The sequence below is a fragment of the Streptomyces sp. NPDC087845 genome (assembly GCF_044742755.1).
Classification (GTDB): Bacteria; Actinomycetota; Actinomycetes; order Streptomycetales; family Streptomycetaceae; genus Streptomyces.
In genome coordinates this window covers 1-21,461 of record NZ_JBIUVC010000027.1, presented here as the reverse complement: position 1 = coordinate 21,461, position 21,461 = coordinate 1, and the positions used below count along the sequence as shown (strand labels likewise).

The following is a 21,461-nucleotide window of genomic DNA, read 5'->3' as shown; positions in this document are numbered from 1 at the left end:
AGGGTGCCGACACGCCACGGCCTCTGCGTCGGATTGCACGACCGTCCCGCCCTGCCGAGGCAGTCGGGACGGAGGCCTGCTGAACCACACCCGCGTATGCGAGCAAGGGCGAGTCTGCGTCCCCGCACACTCGCGCGGCCTCAGGCGCAGCCGCAGGCACTCCAGGCGGGTGACAGCGCGCCTCGCCCGGACCTCGTCGACCGGGTGGGATGCGACGGCGACCGACTTCGGTGAGAACGGACAACGGGCCGCTCCTTCCCGGTGAAGCCTCCGTGGGCCCACACCAGGTGGCCGACCAGATCGTCGGCCACCGGCCGAAGTTGCTGTTCGGGCACTCTGGCCACGGGCCGGGCGCCGACGACCACGACGGCCGTGACGGCACGGTCGACCCGCCCGCACCGGCGGCCTCCTGGATCCGTCGGGCGCTCGACGGCACGGCACCGTCGTACGCGAAGGCGCACCGCAGCGCCCCGGTGCCGGTGTACGCGCGGTCGGAGGCATCGCGGACGACGGGGAGCCACACCGCGCCCGACGGCGCCCGCGCCGAGGAACCGGTCGACGGGCCGCCTTCCTCACCCCGGCGGCGCACACCGCGCACAAGAGCGCCGGGGCCGCTGTCGGACCCGGCGGAACCCGCTCCCCGCCACCGGCCGGGCATTTCGGTCCAGCGATACGGAATTGGCCTTGTCGTGCCGCTTTCCGCCGCACGTACGGTCGCGTCATGAGGATCCGAATCGTCGATACGTTCACCGACCGCCCCTTCGCCGGCAACCCGGCGGGAGTCCTGCTGCTGGATTCCGACGCATTTCCCGACGACGCACAGCTCCAGTCGATCGCCATGGAGGTCAACCTCTCCGAGACGGCCTTCGCCCACCCGCTGGCGCCGGGCGGCGAGGCGGACTGGGCGCTGCGCTGGTTCACCCCGACCACCGAGGTCGACATGTGCGGGCATGCCACCCTCGCGACCGCTCACGTCCTGCACACCACTCGGGCGGCGAGCGGCACGGTGCGTTTCGCGGCGCGGTGCGGGATCCTCGCCGCGACCGCCCACCCGGACGGCACGGTCACGCTCGACTTCCCCACGGCCCCGCTGACACCGGAGGCCGTCCCGGCCGGGCTGGCCGCCGCTCTGGGCGCGGAGCCGCTCTCCGTCCACGGCACCGGCCCGCACATCGGCGACCTGGTCGTGGAGCTGTCCGACGAGGCGACCGTACGGGGGCTGACTCCGGATCTCGCCACGGTGGCCCGCCTCTCCCGGCGGGGCATCGTCGCCACGGCCGCCGCCGAGGACCCCTCCCGCGGCTACGACTTCGTCTCTCGCGGCTTCTTCCCACGCGTCGGGATCGACGAGGACCCGGTGACCGGCAGCGCCCACACCGCTCTGGCCCCCTTCTGGTCAGCCCGCCTCGGCCGTGACGAGCTGACCGGACTACAGGCCTCCGCCCGCTCCGGCCTGGTCCGCACCTCGCTGCGCGGCGAGCGCACCCTGCTGACCGGCAACGCCGTCACGGTCATCGACGGCGAGCTGCTCGCGGCGCTCTGAACCCCTCCGACGACCGCACAGCGGGGGCGTACGGACCACTCCCGTACGCCCCCGCATCGAACACCGCCCACGGACCACCGCTCACGGACCGCCCTCGTCGCACCACCCGCCGACGGACGCCCCGCCTCTCCCTCTCCGGCGCCGGACCCCGGACCCCGGCCGCCGGCCGGCCGGCTCACGGCGTGGGCAGCCACCCCACCTTCCCGGCCAGCAGGGCGTATCCGACGAACGCCCCGATGTCCAGCAGCGCATGCGCCGCCACCAGCGGACCGACCCGCCCCCAGCGCCGGTACAGCAGCACGAAGACGACTCCCATCACCATGTTTCCGATGAAGCCGCCGATGCCCTGATACAGGTGGTACGAGCCGCGCAGCACGGAACTCGCCACCAAGGCGGCCATCGGCGTCCACCCCAACTGCCCGAGTCTGCGCAGCAGGTACCCGACGACGATCACCTCCTCCACCACGGAGTTCTGCAGTGCGGAGAGAATCAGTACCGGGAATTTCCACCACACGCCGGGCAGCGACTCCGGGACCACGGTCAGATTGAAACCGGCCGCCCTCGCCACCAGGTAGAAGGCGAGCCCGGCGCTTCCGATGCCCGCCGCGACCAGCGTGCCGCGCCCCAGGTCCGGCCACGGCCTGGTCCGGTCGAAGCCGATGGCGCGCAGGCCGGTTCCCTCCCTGATCAGCAGATGGGCGACGAGGGCCACGGGCACCAGAGCCGTCGCGATACCGAAGAGTTGCCAGGCGAGATCCAGCCATGGACGCCCTGGTGCGTAAGAGCTGTTGAGCGTCGCGGCCTGTTCCTTCAAACCCCCTGGTTTCGTCAGTGATCCGAAAAAACTGATCAGGGCAGACACCCCGCTGGCACCCAGCGAGAGAGCCAGTACCAGTACCGTTTCGGACCGCAAGATCCGTCGCGAAACAGCCTCTTGGGGAAAAGAATCAGCCACGCGCCCCGCCTCCACCTGTACACCTGCCTTGAGTTGTGCATTCACGCCCCATGCCCCTCCCCGTCCCGCTAGGGTCTCGAATGCAGGTACGAAGATCATGCGCGACAGGCCGGGGGACACCCACCATGGGCGATGGTGTGGTCCCCCTTTTCCTTGTTCATCCTCAAGGAGGGGCACCACCGACATGGGACGTCACAGCTTGCCCGACGACCACGCGACCGACGGAGGCGGGGACGGTCCGCCGCCGCGCCGTCGGCGGACCGTGGTGATCGCGACCGCGCTCGTCCTCGCGGTGGCCGCGGGAACGGCGGTCGCGGCGCAGGGCGGTCTGCTGTCGTTCTCGAAGTCCTGCGAGGACTCCGCCGTGCATCTCTCCATGATGGCCTCGCCGGACATCGCCCCCGCCGTGCGTGCCGTCGCCGACAAGGCGCGCGAGGACGATCTGCGATCCGACGGCCGCTGTCTGTACGTGCAGGTCGTCGCACGCGATTCCTACAAGGTCGCCGACGCCCTCTCCTCCGGGACCCGTGCTCCGGACTACCAGCTCTGGCTGCCCGACTCCGACCTCTGGCTCGACCGGGCCAAGGGCTCCGGCGAAGGCGTCCCGATCACCCCGGGCGACTCCATCGCCTCCTCCCCCGTCACCCTGGCCATGGTGCCGTCGGCGGCCAAGAGACTCGGCTGGCCGAAGAAGAAGTACTCCTGGGCCGAACTGACGGCCGCGACCGTGGACTCGGACAAGGTGCGCCTGGGCTCGGCGGATCCGGGACGCAGTGCCACCGGGCTGCTCGCGCTCTCCAGCATCGGCACGTCCTCCGAGAAACAGGGCGGTGACAGCGACACCAGGGTCGCGGCGACCGCCAAACTGCTCGCGCAACGCATGTCGGACGGCGACACCCAGGTACTGGAGACCCTGGCGCAGAGTGATTCGGGCGCCGAGCAGGGCAATCCGGAGCGCAACCAGGCGGTGCTCCTCGCCGAGCAGGCCGCGTTCGCCCACAACGCGGAGTCGACCGGCGGCGGACGGCTCGATCTCTTCTACCCCGAGGACGGCGCCCCGCTGCTCAACTACCCGTACACGCTGGTCGACGAGACCAGAATGAGTACGTCCGAGGGCCGGGCGGCGCTGCGGTTCATGACGCTGCTGAACGAGCCGGGCGCGCAAGCCACCCTGAAGGAGCACGGCTTCAGGAACGCGGACGGGGCGGCCGGGGAGTCCGTGGTCGCGTCGGCGGGTGGCAGAGAGCCCCAGCCGTATGCCGCCCCGGCCGCCGCGGCGCCGTCCGCCGAGGAGCTTCAGCAGACGCTCGGCATGTGGACGATCACGGTGCAGAGCGCGCGGCTGACGACGGTCGTCGACGCCTCGGGTTCGATGGCCACGATCGTGCCGGGGCGCAACCAGTCCCGGATGGATGTCACCAAGGCCTCCCTGATCCAGGCCCTCAACCAGTTCACCCCGAACGACGAGATCGGGCTCTGGGAGTTCGCCACCGCGCTCGACGGCGACAAGGACTACCGCAGGCTGGTACCGACCGGCCGGCTCGGCGATCCGGCCAAGGGCGGCGGTACCCACCGCGAGAAGCTCACCGCGGCCTTCTCCGCGCTGCAACCGGTGCCGGGCGGCGCGACCGGCCTGTACGACACCGCGCTGGCCGCGTACAAGGACGCGCAGGCGACGTATGTGAAGGGCAAGTTCAACGCCGTGGTGATCCTCACCGACGGATCGAACCAGGACGACCGCTCCATCTCCCGCAGCGCCCTGATCGCGGAACTGAAGCGGATCGCCGACCCGGAGCGTCCGGTACCGCTCCTCGCCATCGCGGTCGGCCCCGAGGCCGACCGCGAGGAGGTCGACGAGATGGCGAAGGTGACCGGCGGCGGGGGCTACCAGGTCACCGACCCTGCCGACATCCAGGCCGTGATCCTGCAGGCCGTCATGACGGCAGGACAGAGCAACCACGCCACCCAGGAATAGCGCTCCGCACGGACGGGAACGGCGGTGGGCACCGGCACCCGCGTCGGCGGGGTCACCGCGCGGGCACACCCGTCGGCCAGTTGTGCACGGGTTCGCCGCTGTGCATCAGTTCGGCGTACCGGCGAGTGGTCGCGGCCAGTGCGGCACGCCGTTCGAGCCCGGCCTCCCGTGCCCGGTGGTAGCTGTCCACCTGCCAGGACGCCCCGTTCACCCGTCGTCTGCAGCGCTCCTCGATGACTCCGAGGTAGCGGTCGCGGTCCGCGGGCTCGATGTTCCAGGCATCGAGCCCCGCGGCAGCCAGCGGCAGCAGTTCGTCCCGTACGAGCTTGACGGCCGGCACCCGGGTCACCCCGCCCGACCGTCCCGGACGCGGCCACATCAGCTCCGCGTCGATGCCGTGGCGGCAGGCGGCGTCGAAGTTCTCGGCCGCCGCTGCGAACGGAAGCCTGGTCCACACCGGACGGGCCTCCTCGGCGAGCGCCCGCACGAGCCCGTAGTAGAGCGCGGCATTGGCGATCACATCGGTGACGGTGGGACCGGCGGGCAGGACCCGGTTCTCCACCCGCAGATGGGGTACGCCGTCGGCCAGGCCGTACACGGGCCGGTTCCAGCGGTAGACCGTACCGTTGTGGAGCACCAGCTCCTGCAACTGCGGTACGCCGCCCTCGTCGAGCACCCGCAGCGGTTCCTCCTCGTCGCAGATCGGCAGCAGCGGCGGGAAGTAGCGCAGATTCTCCTCGAAGAGCTCGTACGCCGAACCCGTCCACCGCTCGCCGAACCAGGTCCGGGGCCGCACCCCCTGGTTCCGGAGTTCGGGCGGTCTGGTGTCCGTGGCCTGCTGGAAGAGCGGCGGTCGCGATTCCCGCCACAGCTCCTTGCCGAACAGGAAGGGTGAGTTGGCGCCCAGGGCGATCTGGACCCCGGCGACGGCCTGGGCCGCGTTCCAGACGGCCGCGAAGCGCGCCGGTGTCACCTGCAGATGCAGCTGAACCGATGTGCAGGCGGCCTCGGGGGTGATCGAGGAGGAGGTGCAGGCCAATCGCTCCACACCGTGGATATCGAGGAGGAAATCCTCGCCCCGCGCAGCCACCATTTGATCGTTCAGCAGTGTGTAGCGGTCCGCCTTCGAGAGGTTCGCGGCAACGAGGTCCGCACGCCCCAGGGTGGGCAGAATTCCGATCATCATGATCCCGGCATCGACCTCGCCCGCCTTCCGATGGGCATATCCGAGGCCGGTCCTGAGCTCTTCGGCCAGCTGATCGAAAACGCGACCGTCCAGGTGGTGCGGGACTATGTTCACTTCCAAATTGAACATCCCGAGTTCGGTCTGGAAATCACGGCTCGCGATCCGAGGGAGCACCTCCCCGTTCATCATCTTCGGCATGCCGTCGGCGCCTGCCAGATTCAGCTCGATCTCCATGCCCATGAGGTTGCGGGGGCGGTCGAACCTCCGCTCCGCCAGGAGCCTCTCCAGCCCCTCCAGACACTGGTGGAGCTTCCTCCGGTACCTGTGCCGATCGGACAGATCAAAGGCGCCCGCCACGACCTTCTCCCCCATCGAAGCGTCCCTCCCTCGAGTGGGCGGCCCGCGGCCCAGGCCGCTCGCGTCACGATCGATAATGCCCAGGCGGGGTGATCCATAACGCCCCGCGATCGCCACTCACCCAGTAATCTGTGGACGACTGTCCGGGGCACATTCCGTCGGCATGGTGCAGTTCGCAGTTTCCGCCGCCCGGTGTGTGGTGAAAACGCCGACGTGTTTCGGCCGACCGCGTCGAGGGAAAAATCCCTGGCGGTGACTGCGCCGCTGACGACGAATCAGAAGAATCACCGCATAATAAAGTCTTGATACCGCCTTGTCGGCAATACCTGCGACGGCTAGTGGAATCATTGCGTGAACACGTGTCGTATAAACTTTGCAGACGAGGCAGAGAGTTGACGCACCGGCCCAGTCACCGGCCTCCTCTGGCCCCGCATGCCGACAGCGCCGTCTGCACCCGCCCACGCACCACCGTGTCTCCGAAGTGAGAGGCGACCCACTATGCCGCTGCATGTTCCCCCGGCTCCCGCGCCCGCTCTGCGCAGCGTCCTTGCGGCACTCGGTTCACCCACCGCAGTCCGCGAGGCCCGCACACCGGCTCTCCGATCCGCCCAGGGACCGCTGAGCCCCGAACTCCCGCTCCCCGTCCATGCAATGGAGCGGATCGGCCCGAGCGGGCTCGCACCCGCCACCCGGCTCGCCGCGTGGCGGTTCGTGATCCGCGGCTCGGAGCAGGCAGTCGCCGCGGCGGACACCATGCTCACTCCGGACGGCTGGGCCTTCTCGCACTTCTTCGAGGGTCCTTACGTCGCCTCGACCGAACTCGCCCTGCGCCAGGCAGAGACGGTGACCTCTCACTACCAGCCACGGCTGCTGTCCATTCCGGAGCTCTACATGCTGGCCCTGTGGCTGCACTCCGACGCCGATGCCGACCCGGCCGGCGGGGCACTCGCCCCCGCCGATCTCCTCGTACCACTGGCTCCCGCCCCGCCGGGCATCGCGGCCCATCGCCCGCACCGGGTGGCCGACCTGCTCCGCGTGATGACGCTGCGCATCACCCCGGGCCCCGGTCCCCTGCTCGGATCACCCGCCTGACAGCGACCGCACCCCGCACCACCGCGCTGTGCCCCGCCACCGTCTTCCGTGGCGGGGCACAGCGCTGCGCGGGACCGAGATGCGCGCCGCAGCGCGCGGGGGGGGCGCATCCCGCCCCATCCGGACTAGCCCAGTCCGGTCACCCCGAACCACCCGAAGTGACAGTGCAGTTGCGCTGAACCGTCCGGCCGGGTGACGCGTCCTCGGAGTAAGAAGAAGTGCTGCCGCGAAATCCCTGCGGATTGACGCCCGTAGGGCAACACTGGGACCGGACCGATCGATACGGGGGGCGGCCGTGAACACTTCGTCAAGCCGCAGGACATTCACTACAACGCAGCGAAAGAACCCACCCATGTGCCAGCATCAGCCACCATGCCCGACCGCCGACTCAGCCGACCGGGAGGCCGCCCGCCTGACGGCCCACCACCCGGAGCAGGGCTGGAGCCTGCTGTGCAACGGCGTCCTGCTCTTCGAGGACACCGGTGAGCTGCTCCCGGACGGGCAGATCATCGCCCCGCACCGGCCGCTGGAGACCGGCCGGGTGGTGAAGGCCGCCTGACCCCGGCCCGAACGGACTGGGGCCGGCCCGGAGACTTCTCCGCACCGGCCCCGACGCATGTCCGCGTCACGCCCTGCCGCTCATGACTCAGTTGTCGTACTCGTCCAGCGGAGGGCAGGAGCAGACGAGGTTGCGGTCACCGAAGGCACCGTCGATCCGGCGCACCGGCGGCCAGTACTTGTCGGCGGCCGAGACACCGGCCGGGAAGACCGCCACCTCGCGGCTGTAGTCGTGCTTCCACTCCCCGCCCAGCATCGCCGCGGTGTGCGGGGCGTTGCTCAGCGGGTTGTCGTCCGTGCTCCACTCGCCGGAGGCCACCTTCTCGACCTCGCCGCGAATGGCGATCATCGTGTCGCAGAAGCGGTCGAGCTCCGCGAGGTTCTCGCTCTCGGTCGGCTCGATCATCAGCGTTCCGGCGACCGGGAACGACATGGTCGGCGAGTGGAATCCGTAGTCGATCAGGCGCTTGGCGATGTCGTCGACGCTGACACCGGTGGCCTTGGAGATCGGCCGCAGGTCCACGATGCACTCGTGCGCGACCAGCCCGGCCGGGCCGTTGTACAGGATCGGGTAGTGCGGTTCGAGACGCTTGGCGATGTAGTTGGCCGCGAGCACGGCGACCTGCGTCGCACGCTTCAGGCCCTCACCGCCCATCAGGCGTACGTACGCCCAGGAGATGGGGAGAATGCCCGCCGAGCCCCACGGCGCGGCCGAGATCGGCCCGACACCGGTCCGGGGGCCCGCTGCGGGCTGCAGCGGGTGGTTCGGCAGGTACGGCGCGAGGTGCGCGCGCACGCCGACCGGGCCGACGCCGGGGCCGCCGCCGCCGTGCGGAATGCAGAAGGTCTTGTGCAGGTTCAGGTGCGAGACGTCGCCACCGAACCGGCCCGGCTTGGCGAGCCCGACCAGCGCGTTGAGGTTGGCGCCGTCGACGTACACCTGGCCGCCGGCGTCGTGCACCTCGGCACAGATGTCGGCGACGTGCTCCTCGAACACACCGTGCGTCGACGGGTACGTGATCATCAGCACGGCGAGCTCGTCGCGGTGCTTCTCGATCTTGGCGCGGAGGTCCTCTATGTCGACCTCGCCGTCGTCGGCCGTCTTCACCACGACGACCTTCATGCCGGCCATCACGGCGCTGGCGGCGTTGGTGCCGTGCGCGGAGGACGGGATGAGGCAGACGGTCCGCTGATCGTCACCGTTGGCCCGGTGGTACGCCCGTACCGCCAGGAGGCCGGCGAACTCGCCCTGCGAGCCGGCGTTCGGCTGGATCGAGACGGCGTCGTAGCCGGTGACCTCGGCGAGGCGCTCCTCCAGCTCACGGATGAGGGTGAGGAAGCCCTGCGCCTGCTCGGCCGGCGCGAAGGGGTGCAGCGCGCCGAACTCGGGCCAGGTGATCGACTCCATCTCGGTGGTCGCGTTCAGCTTCATGGTGCAGGAGCCGAGCGGGATCATGCCGCGGTCCAGGGCGTAGTCCCGGTCGGCGAGCTTGCGCAGGTAGCGCAGCATGGCCGTCTCGGAGCGGTGCTGGTGGAAGACCGGGTGGACGAGGATCTCGTCGGTGCGCAGCAGAGCCTCGGGCAGCACGTCGGCAGCCGCGGCGTCCAGCGCCTCGATGTCCCCGTCGGCGCCGAACGCGGCCCAGACGGCGGCGATCTGCGCCCTCGTGGTGGTCTCGTCGCAGGCGAGGGAGACCAGGTCGGCGTCGACGAGCCGCAGGTTGACACCGCGCCCGCGGGCGTCGGCGACGACGTCGGCGGCCTTCCCCGGGACGCGCACGGTGAGGGTGTCGAAGTAGGTACCGGTCACGACGTCGATGCCGGCGGCGCGCAGGCCCTCGGCCAGGATCGTCGCGTAGCGGTGGGTGCGCCGGGCGATCGTCCGCAGCCCGTCCGGGCCGTGGTAGACGGCGTACATCCCGGCCATGACGGCGAGCAGCACCTGAGCGGTGCAGATGTTGCTGGTGGCCTTCTCCCGGCGGATGTGCTGCTCGCGGGTCTGCAGCGCCAGCCGGTAGGCCTTGTTGCCGTCCGCGTCGACGGAGACGCCGACGAGGCGGCCGGGCAGGCTGCGGGCGAACTTCTCGCGCACGGCCATGAAGCCGGCGTGCGGTCCGCCGAAGCCCATCGGCACACCGAAACGCTGCGTGGTGCCGACCGCGATGTCCGCGCCCAGGTCGCCCGGCGAGGTGAGCAGGGTCAGGGCCAGCAGGTCGGCTGCGACCGTGACGATCGCGCCGAGCTCGTGGGCCTGCTCGACGACGGGCCGGATGTTGCGCACGGCCCCGGAGGCGCCCGGGTACTGCACCAGGACACCGAAGACACCGCGCTCGGCGACCTCTGCGGGAATGCCGTCGGAGAGGTCTGCGACGACGACCTCGACACCGGACGGCTCGGCACGGGTCTCGATGACGGCGATCGTCTGCGGCAGGGTGTCGGCGTCGACCAGGAAGACGCCGTTCTTCACCTTGCCGACACGCCGCGAGAGCGCCATGGCCTCGGCGGCCGCGGTGCCCTCGTCGAGCAGGGAGGCACCGGAGGTGGGCAGCCCGGTCAGTTCGGCGACCATCGTCTGGAAGTTGAGCAGCGCCTCCAGACGGCCCTGCGAGATCTCCGGCTGGTACGGCGTGTAGGCCGTGTACCAGGCGGGGTTCTCCATGACGTTGCGGAGGATCACCGGCGGGGTGAAGGTGCCGTAGTAGCCGAGCCCGATCATCGGGGCCAGCACCTGGTTGCGGTCGGCCAGCGCACGCAGCTCGGCGAGGACCTCGGCCTCGGTGCGGGCGGTCGGCAGCCGGAGCGCCTCCGCGCTCTTGATGACATCGGGCACCGCGGCCGCGGTCAGCTCGTCCAGCGAGCCGTAACCGACCTGGGCGAGCATCTTCGACTGCGCCTCGGCATCGGGACCGATGTGGCGCTGTTCGAATGGAATGCCCTGCTCCAGCTGGGAGAGCGGAGTGCGACGGGGGGTCATGGTGGAGGCCTCCTGGTCTGTCACGACCTGCGAGGGGCACCACGGCGCGGGTGCCCGAACGGCCTCCCCCTCTGTCATCTCGACCTGAGAGCTTCACCGGCGCGCCTTGCGGCGTACCGGCTTTCACCGTCGGTGAGGAGGGGAACCGTACCGGCACTCGGCCGCACGGAACCCGCCCTGCTTTCCAGAGTGACCTCGTCCGTGCGGTACGGGGGCCTGAGAGATTCCGGGGAGGATTTGCTCCTTCGGCGCCTCCGGATTGCCTCCGGAGGACTCTCCCGCACGGGGTCAGCAGCCGTCACCAGCCTACCAGCGGGGTTCGTGGCGGAATTCTCGAGTGGCCAACCCCCCGGATCTGCACTTCTGTAGAGCTTGTGGAGTAGCCCCGACGAGTGGGAGGGACCGTGCAGACCGACATCGATCCGCGCAGCCTGATCGGCCGCAAGGCCTTCGACCGCAAGGGCACCAAGATCGGAACCGTGGACGAGGTGTACCTCGACGACGCGACCGGTGTGCCCGAGTGGGCGGCCGTACGCACCGGACTCTTCAGCCGGGACGCGTTCGTCCCACTGGAACCCAGCGAGTTCGTGGAGGACTCGCTCCGCGTCCCCTTCGACCGCGCGCTGATCAAGGACGCACCCGACTTCGGCGTCGGCCGTCATCTCTCACCGGAACAGGAGCTCCAGCTCTACCGGCACTACGGTCTGGACTCCCCGCCCGAGGAGACCGGCCCGGACAGGGACTTCGGCAGACTGGCCGGCCAGGACGAGTAGTCCGCCGGATTCCGCACCAGCGGCAGCGGATCGGCCGGTTGCAGCTCCGCGTCGTCGATCCGGAACGTACGCACTCGGCCGGGCGCCGACTCGGGCTCCTCGAACCGCACCGTCACCCGGCCGACGCCGCTGCCCTGCACCCAGCCGTGGCCGTAGACCTCATGACGCACGTCGTGTCCTGCGGGCCAGCGCCGCGCGGCGAGCTGTTCGGAGGTCTCCGGGGTCTCCTCCCGCGCACCGCCCGCCGGCTCGTCCCCTTCGTCACCCGCCTCCGTCGTCTCTTCGGCCGCTTCCCCGGCCGCGGCGCGCTCACCGGCGGCCTGCGCGAAGAGGTCCTCCTGCGTGTAGTCGGTGAGCCCCGTGACGCCCACGCCCAGGAGCCGTACGCCTCCAGTGGTGTCCACAGCCTCCAGGAGCCGTGCGGCGGCCTCCCGGACCACGGTGGGGTCGTCCGTGGGTCCACGGAGCGTCTCGGACCTCGTAAGGGTGGAGAAGTCGTACCGGCGCACCTTGAGCACCACCGTCCGCCCGGACCGCCCCGCGCCCCGCAGCCGCTGGACGCATCGGTCGGCCAGCCGCTCCACCTCCGTCCGGACCCGCACCCGGTCGTGCAGGTCCGCGTCGAAGGTGTCCTCGACGGACACCGATTTCGCGTCCCGCTCCGCGACCACGGGCCGGTCGTCGTACCCGAGCGCCATACGGTGGAGAGAGCCGCCGTGCGCCTTTCCCAGCAGGCGTACGAGCTCCGCCTCCCCCGCCTCGGCCAGGTCGTCGACCGTCGTCATCCCGGCACGGCGCAGATGGTCCGCCGTCGCGGGCCCGACGCCGGGGAGGATCCGTACCGGCATCGGCGCGAGCAGTTCCCGCTCCGTGCCCGGTTCGATGAGCACCAGCCCGTCCGGCTTCGCCTGCTCCGAAGCGATCTTGGCCAGCATCTTGGAGCCGGCCAGCCCGACCGAACCCGTGAGCCCGGTGACCGCCTTGATGGCCGTACGCAGCTGCTCACCGATCTCCAGCGCGGAAGCCGTGTCGTCGGCCGCCCCGCCGGCTTCCAGGTCCACGAACGCCTCGTCCAGGCTGAGCGGCTCCACCAGCGGGGAGAGCCGCCCCAGGAGCTCCATCACCTGGTCGCTGACCGTCCGGTACAGCAGGAAACGGGGCACCAGGTAGGCCGCGTTGGGGGCGAGCCGCCTGGCCTGCGCCATGGGCATCGCCGAGTGGACCCCGAAGCGCCGTGCCTCGTACGACGCGGTGGCGACGACTCCGCGCGGCCCCAGCCCGCCCACCACGACCGGTTTTCCGCGCAGGCTGGGCTTCGCCGCCTGCTCGGCAGAGGCGTAGAAGGCATCCATGTCCAGATGCAGGATGGTGGGCGCGGCTCTCACATCAACCGATGCTGCCCCATGGCACTGACAATGGCCCCGCCCGGCTCGCCGTCCCGGTCAGCCGGCGCGGTTGCGCCGCCGCGCGAGCTCATCGGCGGGGTTGTTCCCGATCAGTGTCTCGCCGGTGTCCACGCGTTCACCGTGCAGCTGCGACAGCGCGACGTCGACGTCCTGCCACACCACGCCCACGGCGATGCCGAAGACTCCCTGGCCGCCCTGGAGCAGATTGACGACCTCGTCCGGCGAGGAGCACTCGTAGACCGTCGCCCCGTCGCTCATCAGCGTCATCCGCTCAAGATCCTGGAAACCGCGGGCCCGCAGGTGCTGAACCGTGGTGCGGATGTTCTGCAGAGCGACGCCCGTGTCCAGGAAGCGCTTCACGATCTTCAGCAGGACGACGTCCCGGAAGCTGTAGAGCCGCTGTGTGCCCGAGCCGTAGGCCGGACGGACGCTCGGCTCGACCAGCCCCGTGCGCGCCCAGTAGTCGAGCTGCCGATAGGTGATCCCCGCAGCCGCGCAAGCCGTCGGCCCGCGATATCCGATGTCGTTGGCCGATGCCACGCCGCCCCCCGCCACCGCCGCCGGTTGAACCGGTTGCCTGATGGTGTGGTCGGCTGTACTCCCCTGCTGCGGATACGGCCCACCCGCTGCCGTACCGTCGCCGCTGCTTCTCACGCCGACCTCCGTCCTTGACCTGCCATCTCGAAGGTAGGCAGTCACTCGGGGTGCGTCAACGATCGCCACACTCGGCACGCCGAGTGATAATCACCCTGAGGGTGGTTTCCCGTGACTCGTGAGCGGGAAAGGCTTGTCGAATGCGCTGACGGCGTCCCCGTAGAACGGTCACTGACTGTTGGTACCGAAGTCCTCCGGTGAGATCTGATCGAGGAACTCGCGGAACTTCTCCACCTCGTCCTCCTGCTCGTCGGGGATGGCGATGCCCGCATCGTCGAGCACCCCGTCACTGCCGTAGATCGGCGTTCCGGTGCGCAGCGCGAGCGCTATGGCGTCGGACGGCCGCGCGCTCACCTCCACCCCGCTGGCGAAGACCAGCTCCGCGTAGAAGACCCCTTCCCGCAGGTCCGTGATGCGGACCTCGGTGAGCTCCTGGCCGACGGCCTCGAGCACGTCCTTGAAGAGATCATGGGTCAGCGGCCTGGCCGGAGCCATGCCCTGCTGGGCAAAGGCGATCGCGGTCGCCTCACCAGGACCGATCCAAATGGGGAGGTACCGGTCGCCTCCCACTTCACGCAGGAGCACGATCGGTTGGTTGGAGGGCATTTCCACCCGGACACCCACAACGTCGAGCTCGTTCACACAGCAACCCTAGGACGTGCTCGGCAGGTTTGGGTAGTCGGGCACCGACGAGATCAGTGGAGCCGGACCCGCAGAGCGGTCTGCACAAGGGCCGAATGAAGCCGTACGGACAGCTCGGCAAGCTCCCTCGCGGTGGCCTCCGCATGTGCTCTGGTCTGCGGATTCCGGTGCCGGCGCAAGGGTGCGACCACCTGCTCGATGAGCCCCGCCTCGCGATCCGCGGCTGCCCGGATGGCGCGGAGGTGACGGGGTTCCAGACCGAATCGGCCCAGATCCGCCACAAGCTTGGCCACCGTGACCATCTCGGCGTCGTAACCGCCCTCGGCACCGGGAGTGACCAGACCGTACGATTCCCACTCATCCAGGTCACTCTCGGTGACCTCCGTCACCGCAAGCAGCTCGGCACGGCCGATCCGGGCCGCGGTCGCCCGCCCGGACTCCGCGTCCCAGCCGCCGTCGGCCAGGTCCCGGGGGCCACCTCCGGACGGCAGGGCGGACTGCTCGCCCCGGGCGAGCGCGTCCAGATGCTCGCGGATGACCTTCAGCGGGAGGTAGTGGTCCCGCTGCATACGCAGCACCTGGGCGAGCCGCTCCACATCGGCCGCACGGAACTTGCGGTAACCGGAGGGAGTCCTCTGCGGCTCGACGAGCCCTTCGGCCTCCAGGAAGCGAATCTTGGAGATCGTGACCTCGGGAAACTCGTCCCGCAGCTGCAGGAGCACCGTGCCGATGCTCATCGGGCGGTCGTCGGCGGTGGCGGTGCCGTGACCGGCACCGCCCGTCGGTGTTCTCAGCATGGACCTTCCCTGACGGGTCAGATGCCCCGCTGGCTCGCGTAGAAGACCAGCCGGTACTTGCCGATCTGCACTTCGTCGCCGTTGGACAGCGCGACGGAGTCGATGCGCTCACGGTTGACGTAGGTGCCGTTCAGGCTGCCCACATCCCCGACCGTGAAGCTGCCGTCGGGCTCCCTGCGGAACTCCACATGCCGCCTCGACACCGTCACGTCGTCGAGGAAGATGTCGCTCTGCGGGTGACGGCCGGCCGTGGTCAGCTCGCCGTCCAGCAGGAAGCGGCTGCCGGAGTTCGGACCACGCCGCACCACGAGGAGCGCCGAGCCGAGCGGGAGAGCGTCGACGGCGGCCTGCGCCTCGGGCGAGAGCGACGGCAGGAGCGTCTGCCCGGTGGCCTCCGCCTCGTACGCCTCTAGGCCGGAGATGGAGATGGTCGAGGTCGTCTCCGAGGCACGCTCGGGAATTCCACCCCTCAGCGGCGCACCGCAGTTGGAGCAGAAACGACTGGCCTCGGCGTTGCGATGCCCGCACCTCGTACAGACCGGCATGGACGAACCCTCCTGCCTCGGGGTGAACCCTCCACCCGTACCTGAGGTTGACGGTTCTCCGGAACCTATGCGGCCGGCACCGGCAGGGTCAACAGACGACGCGCCGGAAGCGCCCGAATTGTCACTGCCCGAACCCGACATCTGATCGCGGAAGAGCGGGCGCTCCGCACCCTGCTCGTCTGCCTGGCCATGACGCGGTGCGCGATGGCGGGCAGCCTCATCGCGAGCGCTCTTGCCGAACAACTTCCCAAACAACTTCACGGGCGATTCCCCTTGACCGAAATAGACCCGCCCGTGGGGCAGGACGAACCCTGAATGAACACACCTGCCGACCCGGACATCTGAACAACGTCCGTATCCACTCGACAGTTTCCACCACGCACCACGATTACGATGCGGCGACCCCCCGCAACCTCCTGCCCGTATCCGTCGCCCCCTCTGCTCCGCGGCTTCACGGGGACGACGACCGAGCGTAGTCAGGCTGCTTCGCCGGTCGCAAGACGTCCACGGCGATGTCGTCGGCCTGCTCCACATGCACGGTGGCCTGCTCCTTCTCCAGCGTCTGCACCACACCGCCGGGAATGTTCAGTGCCGGCTCCAGATCCTGGGGCTTGCCGATCACCTTGAATTCGTACGGCGCGGTGATCTTACGGCCGTCGACCTTGACCTTGCCGCCGTCACCGGAGAAGTACGTGTTGGCAACCACTCTGACGCCGTTGACCTCGATCGCCTCGGCACCCGCCGCACGCAGCTCCTGAAGCGCGTCCAGCAGCATGTCCGCCTTGACCCCGTTCCCCGGGTCGTTGACGGTGAGGGTGATCCCGGGCCCGTGAGCTGCCACGGTACCGGCGAGGACCCCGAGTTGCCGTTCCTTCTCCACCGTCTGCTTACGCGCCTCCTCAGCCTGGTCGGAGCTGTTCTCCAGCTCCGTGCGCTGAGCGTCGAGACGCTGCTTCTCGTCCTCCAGACGCTGCGTACGGTCGTCCAGCTCGTCGAGAATACGGACCAGGTCCTCCTGGCGGGCACCTCGCAGCGCGCTGTTGTCGCTGGTCGAGCGGACCTGAATGGCCAGCCCGAGACCGAGGACGAACAGCAGCAGCGCGACGACGAGTTGGGCCCGGGTCACCCGCAGCGGCCAGAGTCCGGCGATCAGCCGCTGACGGCCTGTGAGCTCCTTGACAGGGTCGGCCGGCCGCTCGCCGGGGCGCTCCTCGCCGCTGGGAAGTTCTTCGTTGCTCATACGCCTCAGGCCCGGAAGACGTGCCGGCGGATGGCCGCGGCGTTGGAGAAGATCCGGATCCCGAGCACGACCACCACGCCGGTGGAAAGCTGCGCACCGACGCCCAGCTTGTCGCCCAGGAACACGATCAAAGCGGCCACGACGACGTTCGACAGGAACGACACGACGAACACTTTGTCGACGAAGATGCCGTCGAGCATGGCCCGCAGACCACCGAAGACTGCGTCGAGAGCAGCCACGACGGCGATCGGAAGATAAGGCTCGACCACCGCCGGCACCTCGGGCCGGACCAACAGTCCGACCACGACTCCCACGACGAGGCCCAGTACGGCGATCACGATGTGCCCTTCCCTGTCTCTGCCGCACCACTGCCGGTGTCTGCGGCCTTGTAAGGCTCTGCTGTACGTACGATCAGGCTCGGCGCGACCGGCAGGCTCACCTTCTCCTGGACGGACATGCCCGTCCGGATGTCGAAGGTGTCCTTGAGCGCCTGCAGATACTGGCCGTCGGCACTGTCCTGAAATTCTCTGCTCAACGACTTCCCGTCCCCCACCGCCAGTACCGTGTACGGCGGCACGAGCGGTCTGTTGTCGACCAGTATGGCGTCGCCGGCCGCGCGGATCGCCGACAGGGCCGTCAGACGCTGCCCATTGATCGCGATCGCTTCCGCACCGGACTGCCACAGGCCGTTGACGACCCGCTGCAGGTCCCGGTCGCGAACCCGCCCGGTGTCGGAGAATCCGCTGGTCTCCCTCGGCCCGCCGCCGCCCTGGTCGGTGTCCTTGGCATCGTCGACGACGAGTTTCACGCCGGGCCCCTCCACCGGCGTCGCCCCGGCGAGCAGCGCCACCAGCTCCCCCTGGTCCCCGCCGTGCTTCTCCAACGCCTTGCGCTGCCGACTGCCCACATCGTCCCGGAGCTTGTCGACCTCCACTTCAAGGTCGTCCGCCGCCGACGTCTCGCCGTCGATACGGTCGATCAGCTCCTCGCGCTCCTTGGCGAGGACCGGCGCGGAGACGCGCGCCTGCGCGGCCCCGAGCGTGACGACCAGGGCAGCGAGCACCAGACAGGCGGCGAGGCCGAGTTTCGCCTTGAGCGTGCGGGGCAGTCCCGCGCTTCCGTCGGCCGTGCGACGCGCCGACGCCTCGGCGTACCCGTCGTCCAGGCTGTGGTCCATCACATTGGTCAGCAGCGACATGGACGCGTCGGGGCGCGCAGGGGCAGAGGCGGTACTCCGATCGGGGGGCTGCTGCGACATGCCGCACATCGTCGCACGTCGCCACTGCTACCGCCGAATGGCCCCACCGGTGTGCCCGAAGGCGTCGAGCGACGCCGCCGGGCACACCCCTGGAACCCTCAGTGACCTGCGCTGTCCACGACCGCGGCCCACTCGTCCAACAATGCCTGCGCGGAGGCGTCGTCCGGGCCCTCGGCCCACAAATGGGTGACCGCCTCGGCCGGGTCCGGAAGCACCATCACCCATCGCCCATCGGCCTCGACGACCCGCACACCGTCCGTCGTATCGACGCTGCGGTCCCCGGCGGCCTCCACGACCCGGCGCATGACCATGCCCTTGACCGCCCAGGGCGTGGCCAGATCACGGCGCAGGACATGGGCACGGGGAATGCGGGCGTCGATCTGGCTGAGAGTGAGCTGGGTCCTGGCGACGAGCCCGAGGAGTCGCACGAAGGCGGCGGATCCGTCGAACACACTGCTGAATTCGGGAACGATGAAGCCGCCCCGGCCGTCTCCACCGAAGATGGTGCCTTCCTCACGCCCCACGCGCGTCAGATCGTCGGGCGACGTCGTCGTCCATTCGACCTGCGTGCCGTGGTACGCCGCGACCTGCTCGGCGACCCGTGTCGTGGTCACCGGCAGCGCCACCCGCCCACTGCGCCGCTCGGCGGCCACCAGGTCGAGCATCACCAGGAGCGCCCGGTCGTCCTCCACGATCCTGCCCCGTTCGTCGACCAGGGAGAGCCGCTCGCCGACCGGATCGAACCGCACACCGAACGCGGCCCGGGCCGAGGAGACGATTTCGCCCAGCCGCACCAGCCCGGACCGCCGGGTGTCGGCGGATTCGGTGGGCCGTGATTCGTCGAGCCCGGGATTGATGGTCAACGAATCCACGCCGAGTCGTCCCAACAGGCTGGGCAGAACAAGCCCGGCGCTGCCGTTGGAGGCGTCGACGACGACTTTGAGACCCGCGTCGGCGATCCCGGTGGTGTCCACGTTCCGCAGCAATGATCCGGTGTACGAATCGAAGACGCTGGACGGGAAGTACAGATCCCCGATCTCCCCGGGAAAAGCCCGGCGGTATTCCTGGCGCGCGTAGACCCGGTCCAGCTTCCGCTGGCGCGCCTGCGAGAGGTCCGCGCCCCGCTCGTCGAAGAACATGATGTCGACCGAATCGGGCACGCCGGGAGACGTACGGATCATGATGCCGCCGGCGCTGCCCCGCGCGGTCTGCTGGCGCGCGACGGGCATCGGTACGTTCTCCAGGTCCCGTACGTCGATGGCACTGGCCTGAAGCGCCGAGATCACCGCTCTCTTCAGCGCACGGGCACCGCGGGAGTGATCACGCGCGGTGGTGACCGTCGAGCCCTTCTTGAGGGTTGTGGCATACGCCCCGGCGAGCCGCACCGCCAGCTCCGGCGTGATCTCGACGTTCAGGATCCCGGACACACCGCGGGCCCCGAACAGATGGGCCTGTCCGCGCGACTCCCAGATCACCGAGGTGTTGACGAAGGCGCCGGCCTCGATGGTCTTGAACGGGTAGACGCGGACATTCCCCTGAATGATCGATTCCTCACCGATCAGACACTCGTCCCCGATCACCGCACCGTCCTCGATGCGGGCGGCCCGCATGACGTCGGTGTTCTTACCGATCACGCATCCGCGCAGGTTGCTGTGCTGGCCGATGTAGACGTTGTCGTGCACCACAGCTTTGTGCAGAAAAGCCCCGCTCTTGACGACCACGTTGGACCCGATGACCGTGTGCTCGCGAATCTCCACTCCGGCTTCGACCTTTGCGTAGTCCCCGATGTAGAGGGGGCCCCGCAATACCGCGTCGGGATGTACTTCCGCGCCTTCCGCGACCCATACACCCGGCGAGATCTCGAAACCGTCGATCTCCACGTCGACCTTGCGCTCAAGGACGTCGGCCTGGGCCTTCACATAGCTCTCATGGGTGCCGACGTCCTCCCAGTAGCCCTCGGCGATATAGCCGTAGATGGGCTTGCCCTCCTTCATGAGCTGCGGGAAGACATCTCCGGACCAGTCCACCGAGACGTCGGCCTCGACATAGTCGAACACCTCGGGCTCCATGACATAGATGCCCGTATTGACGGTGTCCGAGAAGACCTGACCCCAAGTGGGCTTCTCCAGGAAACGTTCGACCTGGCCCGCCTCGTCGACAATGGTGATGCCGAATTCCAGAGGATTCGGCACGCGGGTCAGGCACACCGTCACCAGCCCGCCCTTTTCCTTGTGGAAGGCGATGAGATCAGTGAGATCGAAGTCGGTGAGCGCATCACCGGAAATGACGAGGAAGGTGTCGTCCTTCAGCGCTTCCTCGGCATTCTTCACGCTCCCCGCAGTGCCGAGCGGTTTCTCCTCGTTGGCGTAGCTGAGCTCCATCCCTAGCTCTTCGCCGTCCCCGAAGTAGTTCTTGACCAACGAGGCGAGAAACTGGACCGTTACGACGGTCTCATTCAGCCCGTGCCGCTTGAGCAGCCGAAGCACATGCTCCATGATCGGCCGATTGGCGACGGGCAGGAGCGGCTTGGGCATGCTTGAGGTCATGGGGCGAAGACGAGTGCCTTCGCCGCCAGCCATCACGACGGCCTTCATGTCGGAAACGTCCTCCTTGAAGAGACGACGGTTTGGCCGACTTCGCCCGTCGGGGCACCATCCGGGTCATCAGCGGCGGGCCGGCCACACTGCGCGGCACCGCATCAACGAGCTCAATCGGCTACTGCATCCGCCTTGACCAGCCGGCGGACCTGAACCACATAGAGGATCCCTGCCCACCAATAGAGCGTTGTACCCCAACCTGCGAACGCCCATCCGAAAACAGCGGCCAGCGATGCCAGCCAACCACTTCCGTCGCTGAGCAGCAACAAGGGGAACGCGTACATCAGGTTGAACGTGGCAGCCTTCCCCAGGAAGTTCACCTGGGGCGGCGGATAGCCGTGACGGCGGAGGATTCCCACCATCACGAGGAGCATCAGCTCGCGGGCCAGAAGTGCCGCGGTGAGCCAGAGCGGCAGGATCTCCCGCCAGGTCAGGCCGACGAGGGTGGAAAGGATGTAGAGACGGTCCGCTGCCGGGTCCAGGAGCCGGCCGAGGCTGCTGATCTGGTTCCACCGGCGGGCGAGCTTGCCGTCGAGATAGTCACTGACCCCGCTGAGCATCAGCACCAGCAGTGCCCAGCCATCGCTCTTGGGCCCGCCGAACTCAGGGCGAAGAATCAGCCACAGGAAAAGCGGAACCCCGACAAGGCGAGCCATGCTGAGGATGTTGGGGATGGTGAGTACCCGGTCCGTCTGAACCCGAGTCTCCTGGACCTCCACCCGGGGGCCTCCTGTGTGAAGAACGTGCCAATGATGCCCCCTGACCTTACCCGCCGCCGTCGGCGGCGGGCGCACAGGGGTAACACAAGAAGTCGTGAACGCAGAAAAGCCCCGTGCCACAAGGGCACGGGGCTTCTCACAAAAGGAGTTCGGCGGCGTCCTACTCTCCCACAGGGTCCCCCCTGCAGTA

At 69.0% G+C, this 21,461-nt stretch carries 19 protein-coding genes and 1 riboswitch; of the genes, 6 read left to right on the top strand and 13 right to left on the bottom strand.

Features of this window, described 5'->3' with window-relative positions:
* Positions 1–272 precede the first annotated feature (272 nt).
* Both ACIOMQ_RS38120 and ACIOMQ_RS38115 read left to right on the top strand, forming a co-directional pair.
* Entirely contained in the window at positions 273–725 is a 453-nt protein-coding gene (locus ACIOMQ_RS38120; protein ID WP_402192373.1) for a hypothetical protein, read from the top strand.
* The gene (locus ACIOMQ_RS38115; RefSeq protein WP_402192370.1) at positions 722–1,543 is read left to right on the top strand and encodes a PhzF family phenazine biosynthesis protein; all 822 of its coding nucleotides are present in this window, start codon (positions 722–724) and stop codon (positions 1,541–1,543) included. Before ACIOMQ_RS38120 ends, ACIOMQ_RS38115 begins: the two co-directional genes overlap by 4 nt.
* A gap of 175 nt (positions 1,544–1,718) precedes the next feature.
* Here ACIOMQ_RS38115 and ACIOMQ_RS38110 read toward each other — a convergent pair whose 3' ends face one another.
* The gene (locus ACIOMQ_RS38110) at positions 1,719–2,498 is read right to left on the bottom strand and encodes a CPBP family intramembrane glutamic endopeptidase (RefSeq protein ID WP_402192407.1); all 780 of its coding nucleotides are present in this window, start codon (positions 2,496–2,498) and stop codon (positions 1,719–1,721) included.
* 184 nt (positions 2,499–2,682) lie between these two features.
* Between ACIOMQ_RS38110 and ACIOMQ_RS38105 the strand changes: the two genes are divergently transcribed.
* A complete protein-coding gene (locus ACIOMQ_RS38105; RefSeq protein WP_402192367.1) occupies positions 2,683–4,473 on the top strand; it encodes a substrate-binding and VWA domain-containing protein in 1,791 nt (596 codons plus the stop codon).
* Positions 4,474–4,525: 52 nt separating this feature from the next.
* Here the strand turns inward: ACIOMQ_RS38105 and ACIOMQ_RS38100 are convergent, their stop codons facing one another.
* The gene (locus ACIOMQ_RS38100; protein WP_402128964.1) at positions 4,526–6,031 is read right to left on the bottom strand and encodes a glutamate-cysteine ligase family protein; all 1,506 of its coding nucleotides are present in this window, start codon (positions 6,029–6,031) and stop codon (positions 4,526–4,528) included.
* A gap of 483 nt (positions 6,032–6,514) precedes the next feature.
* Between ACIOMQ_RS38100 and ACIOMQ_RS38095 the strand changes: the two genes are divergently transcribed.
* Both ACIOMQ_RS38095 and ACIOMQ_RS38090 read left to right on the top strand, forming a co-directional pair.
* Positions 6,515–7,108, top strand: coding sequence for a hypothetical protein (locus tag ACIOMQ_RS38095; protein WP_362207380.1), 594 nt, complete (start codon positions 6,515–6,517; stop codon positions 7,106–7,108).
* Between the two features lie 352 nt (positions 7,109–7,460).
* The gene (locus ACIOMQ_RS38090; RefSeq protein WP_323183800.1) at positions 7,461–7,667 is read left to right on the top strand and encodes a DUF5999 family protein; all 207 of its coding nucleotides are present in this window, start codon (positions 7,461–7,463) and stop codon (positions 7,665–7,667) included.
* 87 nt (positions 7,668–7,754) lie between these two features.
* Here ACIOMQ_RS38090 and gcvP read toward each other — a convergent pair whose 3' ends face one another.
* The gene (gcvP, locus tag ACIOMQ_RS38085; protein ID WP_401266628.1) at positions 7,755–10,640 is read right to left on the bottom strand and encodes an aminomethyl-transferring glycine dehydrogenase; all 2,886 of its coding nucleotides are present in this window, start codon (positions 10,638–10,640) and stop codon (positions 7,755–7,757) included.
* A 194-nt stretch (positions 10,641–10,834) separates the two neighbouring features.
* Positions 10,835–10,931, bottom strand: a riboswitch (glycine riboswitch).
* A 113-nt stretch (positions 10,932–11,044) separates the two neighbouring features.
* Here gcvP and ACIOMQ_RS38080 point away from each other — a divergent pair.
* The gene (locus ACIOMQ_RS38080) at positions 11,045–11,413 is read left to right on the top strand and encodes a PRC-barrel domain-containing protein (protein WP_327276384.1); all 369 of its coding nucleotides are present in this window, start codon (positions 11,045–11,047) and stop codon (positions 11,411–11,413) included.
* Here the strand turns inward: ACIOMQ_RS38080 and ACIOMQ_RS38075 are convergent.
* The 10 genes from ACIOMQ_RS38075 to ACIOMQ_RS38030 form a co-directional block, all read right to left on the bottom strand.
* Entirely contained in the window at positions 11,338–12,798 is a 1,461-nt protein-coding gene (locus ACIOMQ_RS38075; protein ID WP_402192364.1) for a DNA polymerase IV, read from the bottom strand. The two genes, ACIOMQ_RS38080 and ACIOMQ_RS38075, sit on opposite strands and share 76 nt — an antisense overlap.
* Before the next feature lie 57 nt (positions 12,799–12,855).
* Complete coding sequence (locus ACIOMQ_RS38070; RefSeq protein WP_362207371.1) at positions 12,856–13,473, bottom strand: MerR family transcriptional regulator; 618 nt, start codon at positions 13,471–13,473, stop codon at positions 12,856–12,858.
* A 168-nt stretch (positions 13,474–13,641) separates the two neighbouring features.
* Positions 13,642–14,115 (bottom strand): bifunctional nuclease family protein, encoded by a 474-nt coding sequence (locus ACIOMQ_RS38065; RefSeq protein ID WP_006123076.1) that lies wholly within the window; start codon positions 14,113–14,115, stop codon positions 13,642–13,644.
* 53 nt (positions 14,116–14,168) lie between these two features.
* Positions 14,169–14,912: a MerR family transcriptional regulator gene (locus ACIOMQ_RS38060; RefSeq protein WP_362207368.1), complete on the bottom strand. Its 744-nt coding sequence runs from the start codon at positions 14,910–14,912 to the stop codon at positions 14,169–14,171.
* A 17-nt stretch (positions 14,913–14,929) separates the two neighbouring features.
* On the bottom strand, positions 14,930–15,718 hold the full coding sequence (locus ACIOMQ_RS38055; RefSeq protein WP_362207365.1) for an FHA domain-containing protein: 789 nt from the start codon (positions 15,716–15,718) through the stop codon (positions 14,930–14,932).
* Positions 15,719–15,908: 190 nt separating this feature from the next.
* A complete protein-coding gene (locus tag ACIOMQ_RS38050) occupies positions 15,909–16,697 on the bottom strand; it encodes a DUF881 domain-containing protein (protein WP_362207362.1) in 789 nt (262 codons plus the stop codon).
* 5 nt (positions 16,698–16,702) lie between these two features.
* Positions 16,703–17,035, bottom strand: coding sequence for a small basic family protein (locus ACIOMQ_RS38045; RefSeq protein WP_003970459.1), 333 nt, complete (start codon positions 17,033–17,035; stop codon positions 16,703–16,705).
* Positions 17,032–17,955, bottom strand: coding sequence for a DUF881 domain-containing protein (locus ACIOMQ_RS38040; RefSeq protein WP_362207359.1), 924 nt, complete (start codon positions 17,953–17,955; stop codon positions 17,032–17,034). Before ACIOMQ_RS38040 ends, ACIOMQ_RS38045 begins: the two co-directional genes overlap by 4 nt.
* 98 nt (positions 17,956–18,053) lie before the next feature.
* Positions 18,054–20,549, bottom strand: coding sequence for a mannose-1-phosphate guanyltransferase (locus ACIOMQ_RS38035; protein ID WP_362207356.1), 2,496 nt, complete (start codon positions 20,547–20,549; stop codon positions 18,054–18,056).
* Positions 20,550–20,662: 113 nt separating this feature from the next.
* Positions 20,663–21,271: a CDP-alcohol phosphatidyltransferase family protein gene (locus tag ACIOMQ_RS38030; protein WP_362207353.1), complete on the bottom strand. Its 609-nt coding sequence runs from the start codon at positions 21,269–21,271 to the stop codon at positions 20,663–20,665.
* Between the last annotated feature and the right edge of the window lie 190 nt (positions 21,272–21,461).

What these genes read in the sequence shown, in the direction of transcription:
- ACIOMQ_RS38050 (WP_362207362.1), bottom strand. Translation starts at nt 16,697, where the DNA reads ATGAGCAACGAAGAACTTCCCAGCGGCGAGGAGCGCCCCGGCGAGCGG.
- ACIOMQ_RS38040 (WP_362207359.1), bottom strand. Translation starts at nt 17,955, where the DNA reads ATGTCGCAGCAGCCCCCCGATCGGAGTACCGCCTCTGCCCCTGCGCGC.
- ACIOMQ_RS38100 (WP_402128964.1), bottom strand. Translation starts at nt 6,031, where the DNA reads ATGGGGGAGAAGGTCGTGGCGGGCGCCTTTGATCTGTCCGATCGGCAC.
- ACIOMQ_RS38090 (WP_323183800.1), top strand. Translation starts at nt 7,461, where the DNA reads ATGTGCCAGCATCAGCCACCATGCCCGACCGCCGACTCAGCCGACCGG.
- gcvP (WP_401266628.1), bottom strand. Translation starts at nt 10,640, where the DNA reads ATGACCCCCCGTCGCACTCCGCTCTCCCAGCTGGAGCAGGGCATTCCA.
- ACIOMQ_RS38105 (WP_402192367.1), top strand. Translation starts at nt 2,683, where the DNA reads ATGGGACGTCACAGCTTGCCCGACGACCACGCGACCGACGGAGGCGGG.
- ACIOMQ_RS38060 (WP_362207368.1), bottom strand. Translation starts at nt 14,912, where the DNA reads ATGCTGAGAACACCGACGGGCGGTGCCGGTCACGGCACCGCCACCGCC.
- ACIOMQ_RS38035 (WP_362207356.1), bottom strand. Translation starts at nt 20,549, where the DNA reads ATGAAGGCCGTCGTGATGGCTGGCGGCGAAGGCACTCGTCTTCGCCCC.
- ACIOMQ_RS38095 (WP_362207380.1), top strand. Translation starts at nt 6,515, where the DNA reads ATGCCGCTGCATGTTCCCCCGGCTCCCGCGCCCGCTCTGCGCAGCGTC.
- ACIOMQ_RS38115 (WP_402192370.1), top strand. Translation starts at nt 722, where the DNA reads ATGAGGATCCGAATCGTCGATACGTTCACCGACCGCCCCTTCGCCGGC.